Source organism: Mycobacterium simiae, assembly GCF_008370645.1.
GTDB classification, from domain to species: Bacteria; Actinomycetota; Actinomycetes; order Mycobacteriales; family Mycobacteriaceae; genus Mycobacterium; species Mycobacterium simiae_A.
The window spans coordinates 1-6,968 of sequence record NZ_VTZN01000219.1 but is presented as its reverse complement, the minus strand read 5'-3'; the positions used below and the strand labels follow the sequence as shown (position 1 = coordinate 6,968).

Below are 6,968 nucleotides of genomic sequence, written 5' to 3'. Positions count from 1 at the left end.
ACGGACATGGTGGCCGCGGAATTGATCGACGCGCTCAAACTGCACGACGCGCAATGCACCACGATGTCCTGGCCCCAGCATGCCGACCACACGGCCCAGACCAAACGGCTGCGCGACCATCTCGAGGCCGGCGGGTTCACCGGGATGGTTGTGCTGACGCCGCCGCAAACAGGTGCCGCGGAAGATGTGTCGTCGGCCATTGGCAACGGGTACGTCAAACATCTGGTGCGCATCGCCCGCGACCTCCCAACGATCGTGGGCCAAGCACCCCGCCTTTATGTAATGACCAGAAGTGCCCAGACGGTGCTGGCCGACGATCGTCCCAACCTTGAGCAGGGCGGGCTGCGTGGCCTGCTGCGGGTGATCGGCGCCGAGAACCCGCATCTGAAGGTCACCTACATCGACGTGGACGAGCACACCGCCACCGACCCAGTGGCGTGCCAGCTGCTGCTGGCCTCCGACGAGGACGAGACCGCCTGGCGCAACGACGGATGGTACACGGCCCGGCTCACCCCGGCTCCGCTGCGCCCCGAAGAACGGCAAACCACCGTCGTCGACCACGCCGAAGCCGGTATGCGCCTGCAGATCCGCACCCCCGGCAACCTACAGACCCTGGAGTTCGCGGCCTTCGACCGCACGCCGCCGGGCCCCGGGCAGATCGAGGTCGCGGTCAGCGCGTCCAGCATCAACTTCGCCGATGTCCTGGTCGCCTTCGGCCGCTACCCGACCGTGGACGGCCGGCAACCGGAGCTGGGCACCGATCTCGCGGGCGTGGTGACCGCAGTTGGCCCCGACGTCACCGACCACAAGGTCGGCGACCACGTGGGTGGCATGTCTCCCAGCGGCTGCTGGGGCACATTCGTCAGGTGCGACGCCCGCCTGGCCACCCCGCTGCCAGAAGGTCTGACCGACGCCCAGGCCGCCGCGGTGACCACCGCCAGCGCCACCGCCTGGTACGGCCTGCACGACCTGGCCCGCATCAAGGCCGGCGATAAGGTGCTGATCCACTCCGCGACGGGCGGGGTGGGCCAGGCTGCGATCGCGATCGCCCGCGCCGCCGGGGCCGAGATCTTCGCCACCGCAGGGAACGAACGGCGTCGAAATCTGTTGCACAACATGGGGATCAAGCACGTGTACGACTCGCGCGGCGTGGAGTTTGCCGAGCAGATCCGCCGCGACACCGACGGCTACGGCGTCGACATCGCGCTCAACTCCGTCTTCGGTGCCGCGCAGTTGGCCGGGATCAAGCTACTGGCCGTGGGTGGACGCTTCATCGAGATCGGCAAGCGCGACATCTATGGCGACACCAAGCTCGGGCTCTTCCCGTTCCGGCAAAATCTCGCTTTCTACGGCGTGGACCTGGGTCTGCTATCGGTCAGCCATCCCACTGCGGTTCGCCAGCTGTTGAACAAGGTGTACCGGCTGACCGCAGAGGGGGTGTTGCCGATGCCCGAAACCAGGCATTACCCACTGGCCGAGGCGGCCACCGCGATTCGGGTCATGGGGGCGGCTGAGCACACCGGCAAGCTGATCCTCGACATCCCGCACGCCGGGCGCAGCAGCGTGGTGCTGCCGCCGGAACAGGCTGCCGTGTTCCGCGGTGACGGCTCCTACATCATCACTGGCGGTTTGGGCGGCCTTGGCCTCTTCCTAGCCGAGAAGATGGCCAACGGCGGCGCCGGCCGGATCGTGCTCAGTTCACGTTCCCAGCCCAGTCAAAGGGCATTGGAGACCATCGAACTGGTCCGCGCCATCGGGTCTGACGTGGTGGTCGATTGCGGCGACATCGCCCAGGCCGGCACCGCCGAACGGTTGGTGGCCACGGCAACGGCCACGGATCTGCCGTTGCGCGGGGTGCTGCATGCGGCCGCGGTGGTCGAGGACGCCACCTTGGTCAACATCACCGAGGAACTGATCGAGCGTGACTGGGCGCCCAAGGTGTATGGCGCATGGCATCTGCACCGGGCCACCGCAGGCCAGCCGTTGGACTGGTTCTGCTCGTTCTCCTCGGCGGCGGCCCTGGTGGGCTCACCCGGTCAGGGCGCTTATGCCGCGGCCAACAGCTGGCTCGACGCCTTCACTGGGTGGCGTAAAGCGCAGGGTCTTCCGGCCACCGCCATCGCCTGGGGCCCCTGGGGGGAGATCGGTCGCGCCACGACGTTTGCTGAAGAAGCCGGTGTCGCCATCGCCCCCGACGAGGGTGCCTACGCCTTCGAAGCGCTGCTGCGCCATAACCGCGCCTACACCGGCTATGCCCCGGTGATCGGATCACCATGGCTCGGGGCCTTTGCCGAGCACAGCCCCTTCGCGGAGATGTTTCGGTCTCAGCGCAACCGGTCGGGCTCCAGCAAGTTCCTTGCCGAGCTGGACCAGCTGGCTCAGGATGAGTGGCCAGCCCGGCTGCGGCGTCTGATCTCCGAGCAAATCGGCCTGATCTTGCGCCGGACCGTCGACGCCGACCGCCAGCTCACCGAGTACGGCCTGGACTCCCTGGGCAGCCAGGAACTGCGCATCCACATCGAAGCCGAGACGAAGGTACGCATTACAACGTCCGAGATCACCACCGTCAGGGGGCTGGCGGATCTGCTTTACGACAAATTGACATCAAAACCCAACCTTGCAGCACACCCATGAGGTAGGAATAGACCCAAGCGCCAACTGCACTTCAGGGGGCCGGAAGCGGAGGAGGGACCGTGATAATAGGCGGGGGCTCATCGGACGTCACTCTGGGCGCGGGAATAGTCCACGACTGGGAGCCGGGACCAGGTTCGGTCGTGGTCTGGCAGCCGACACCTGCCTCGATTGCAAAAGCTCGTCAAGCGCCGGTAGTTACGGCGCCGCCCAGCTTCGCACAAACCGGCCATTTGCGTGGATTCGTCGATTTCGAAAAGCGTGGGCTTGATTATTCGCGGCTGGTCATGGGTTCCTGGGATATGCCCGGTAAATGTGATATCCGGACTATGACTCATGTCATCAACTCGCACCTTCGTCGCCACGAGACCTACCGCAGCTGGTTCGAGTATCAGAACGCCGACAAGATTATTCGACACAAAATTACCAATCCTCGTGACATCCACTTCGTTGCGGTTCAGCTTGGCCATCTCACGCAGTCTGAATGGCGCGACCTGGTCCTGTCTGTTCCGGATCCGCTGCAGTGGGATTGCTTCAGATTCGGCCTAATTCAGCATGCGGACCACTGCACTCTGTTTGCGATTGTCGATCATCTGCACTGCGACCCCGCGCTGGTTTCCGCGTTGTACGTCGAAGTTCTGACGAACTACAACGCACTAGTAGAAGGCAAACCGCCAGTGACGTTGCCGCCGGCGGCCAGTCATGATCATTTCTGCGTTCGGGAGAAGCAGAGCGCTGATTCCATGACCTTGGATTCGACTGAGGTTCGCAAATGGATTCAGTTTGCGGAGAACAACGGCGGAGGCATGCCGGAGTTCCCGTTGCCGCTGGGTGACCAGTCGGTACACTGCGGGGGTGATATCATCGTCGAGCGGCTGATGAGTCCCGAGCAAACAGCTAAATTTGAGGCTAATTGCGTCGCGGCGGGTGCCCGTTTCAGTGGCGGATTGTTCACCTGCGCCGCCTTAGCGCACTATGAATTGACTGGTCAGCCAACCTACTATGGCCTCACCCCTTTCGATAAGCGAAGCTCTCCCGCCGAATGCATGACAATGGGTTGGTTCACTGGCATCGTTCCGTTCACCGTGCCGATCGACCCAAACTCCTTCGAGGAGACTGCCCGCGCGGCTCAGGCGTCATTTGACGAGAATCTGCACCTCGCGAATGTGCCTTACCATCGCGTACTGGAATTGGCGCCCTGGTTGAAACCATATACTTCACAATTCAACATGATGAACTACATGGATGCGGGCCTTCCTCCCCTTTCCGCTGTCGTCGCGACGGCTTTGAAAGGGCGGAATGCAACCGCTTACGACGACGGCAGAAACCCGGCTTATCTATATTTCTCGGTGATCCGGCTCTTCGACGAAGTATCCATTATGGCTAAATTCCCCAATAATCCGATTGCCCGCGAGTCGGTGTGCCGCTACGTCGACGTTCTCAAGTCTGTGTATGAGCGGGTCGCCGAAGGCCGTCACGCAACCGCGGTAGTACAAGTAGCGCGATAGGAGTCGACGCAGTTAATTTGCGCTGTAACGACGGAATGGCAGCGGTAACCGACGATTAGATGCTGCGTTTGAATCTTGACTCGCGCCTAGGCGCAAAGGCCGGGTTCCGCCGCTCGAATTGTGATAGAAGTCACGGCAAAGTTTAATGCCAACGCCGCTATAAGCATCGACGCAGGATCGAAGAGAAGAAGTATATAGCATTGCCTCAGCGCACGTGAGCGTATTCGGGAAGTCGAATAGGATCGGATCGTTCCTGGGCTTCTCGGGACGAAGCTGACGAAGCCCGTGGCGGTTGTCGCTGGGGCAGTTGTCAGCGTGTCGGTCGCCGAGTAGCCGCGTTCAGCAAAGCCGGTGAGACCTGCCTGGATATTGCGGCCGCTGGGAGCCAGCGTTCCGCTGTCTGGTGAGCCACTATTCCGGTCGGGACTGAGCCATCGTGGCGCTGTGAGGTGAGCCGCGCCGTTAGAAGGCCGGGCGGCGTTTCACCGCCCGGCCTTGTAGAGCTGGTCAGTGCGCCGCGGACTGCGGGTTTATTTATTGCGCACACCTTGTAACCCGCAGCGACCAGGGCGGCGACCCACGGCCCGCGGTCGGTCTCGATCCGCACGACCACACGGGCGGCGACCTGCTCTGGCGGCACATCTGCCCACTCGGCCGGCGCGTGCTCGGCCACCAGCACGTGCAGTCGCGAGATTCCCTCCAAGCCTTCCGGCACCCGGGCTCGAGCGAGCCGGCGCCCCTCCTCGTCCTCGATCTCGATATATCGTGATGATCCTCAGCCCAGTCGTAGCCGACAAACAGTACCAGCACCTTCTCCCTTCGCATCCGCCCGACACTGCGACAGCGTCCCGGGGCCCCGGCGACCTCATGAACAAGTGCTCACGCCGAAGCGGGCACGACACTCCAGCAGCAGTCCGGCCACCGGCGCACTGGACTGGAGGGCGCACGGTCTGTCAGTAGGCCTGCGACCGGGGGTCCGGTTCCGAGAGTGCTGACCCGCTGGCCGCTGCTACAGCAGAGCCTCTCAAACCTGCCCCGCTCGTCTCATTAGGTTCCGCAACCGCGATGGTCCTTGGTGGCGCCCATCAGCCAAGCAAGGTAGTCGACAACGCCGCAAGTCTGGCCGGCACCTAAGCCAAGCCACGCCAAAAGTCGCCTTTAATCGATCTCTGCGGTCAGATCGAATTCGGCGAAGGTGCGCGATACAATCTCCCGCAGCCAGTCTATGGTGTTCGGCTTGCCGGGAAGATATCCGACGACTCGGAAGAAGATCTTCCCGTGGCCCCGCCCCGAAGCCAGAAACAGTTGGCCGCCCATGGCCTCAAGCGTGCTCTTCTTGATATCGGGCTCGATGCTTCTCATGTACAAATACACGGCGTCGGTGCCGTCGGGCCGGTTCGCCGCCGGGGGCAGATCACCGAGATTGGAGCAAGTGACCGGAAGGCTGCCGCCACCAACCGCCATCCCTGCTAGTTTCCTAGCCACCAACTTCGGTGTCATCGCTGCCAGTGGGAGTGGTGCCGCAAAGTCGTCGTTGGAATCCTCCATCGCTGCGAGGATCGCTCGCGTGATCTTGAGTTGCATTTCGCGGAGGTCCGTCGCGGCATGCGTTGGGTCGACTGTGACGTCGACATTCGTAAGCGCATTCGCGCGGGTATCGTTTGCGGTCCGAAGCGACAGCATGAATCGTAGGGTGACTGTTCCGTCGTCACGAACACGTCCCGCCCGGACCGCGAGTCTGCACACGATTCCTGCCGCAAGCGAATTGCTAGCAACGCCAAGACTTTTCGCGCGGGCATCCCATTCCGCCAGGTCGACGTATCCCGTAAGGGCCGGCAATTGTACGGTCGGATCGCCACTGGCGGTCCTCGCGGAGGGTGGCGCCGCTTGGATCGATGATTTGAGTTCTTCGCGGTCGCGCCGGGCCCGTCGAGCCACGGCGCCCAACGCCCGCGCTACGTCGGGCAGATCTTTGACAGTTTGCCGGAGATCCTCACGCAATGCCTGCCGGCGGGTGCGCGATCCCGCAGTTGAATAGCCCAAATTGTGCGTCCGGCCCTCAGCAGCATCGGTTATCGCGTGGGCGAACGCCATCGCGTCGACGAGCGTATGCGAAGCCACCAGACTTACCGCTGTCCCGCCGCCCTCGAGCGGAAGCACCCCCAGATGCCAGCCGGGTCCCCACTCCGGATCAATGGGCACGCGCCCCCGCTCGTCAGCCCACGCGGTCACATCGGCGCGCGACCGCGGCGTTGCGGCGATATCGATGTCCGCCGACGCCGGAGACAAGACCCAGCGATCACGCGCGAACGGTAGTAAAGCCCGTTCGATCCTGCGTCCCAACAACCCGGATCCGAGGTTGCGGTGAAAACGCCGCAACCCGTCAAGATCCACCGCACGGTCGTATATCCAGGTGACCTGAAGCAGCGAGCCGTGAACCGCCCGCAGTGCGAGAAAAGACGCCTGGTCCAGGTATGCGAGCCGATCGTCCACCGGCTCATCGCCAGGGGTGCTGACCTCAGCCGCTGGCACGGCGGGTGCAGCAGTGTCGGTTAGTAGATCGGCTAGGTAGGCGGCGAGCGCGGCCGGGCTGGGGTGGTCGAGGGCCAGGGTTGCAGGCAGGGTGAGGCCGGTTTGTTGGTTGATGGTGTTGCGTAGCTCTAGGGCAGTCAGTGAGTCAATACCGAGGTCTTTAAACGCCAGGTCGGGATCGAGCGCGGCCGGGTCGGGGTGGGCCAACACCGCGGCAGCCGTGGCGGTGACCATCGCGGTGAGGGTGTCACGCCGTTGTTGGGGGGTTTGGGTGGCCAACCGCGCGGACAGTATGCG

General features: G+C 63.4%; 3 protein-coding genes and 1 pseudogene. 2 read left to right on the top strand and 2 right to left on the bottom strand.

The features are described from left to right. On the top strand, positions 1 to 2,634 hold a 2,634-nt coding region (locus F0Q45_RS23200), incomplete at its 5' end, for an SDR family NAD(P)-dependent oxidoreductase (protein WP_149656140.1). A gap of 140 nt (positions 2,635 to 2,774) precedes the next feature. Next, complete coding sequence (locus tag F0Q45_RS23195) at positions 2,775 to 4,139, top strand: condensation domain-containing protein (RefSeq protein ID WP_262491134.1); 1,365 nt, start codon at positions 2,775 to 2,777, stop codon at positions 4,137 to 4,139. Between the two features lie 523 nt (positions 4,140 to 4,662). Here F0Q45_RS23195 and F0Q45_RS30540 read toward each other — a convergent pair. Continuing rightward, positions 4,663 to 4,964: pseudogene (locus F0Q45_RS30540) on the bottom strand (hypothetical protein); the annotation flags it as partial. Positions 4,965 to 5,297: 333 nt separating this feature from the next. Continuing rightward, on the bottom strand, positions 5,298 to 6,968 hold a 1,671-nt coding region (locus tag F0Q45_RS23190; protein ID WP_188113114.1), incomplete at its 5' end, for an acyl carrier protein.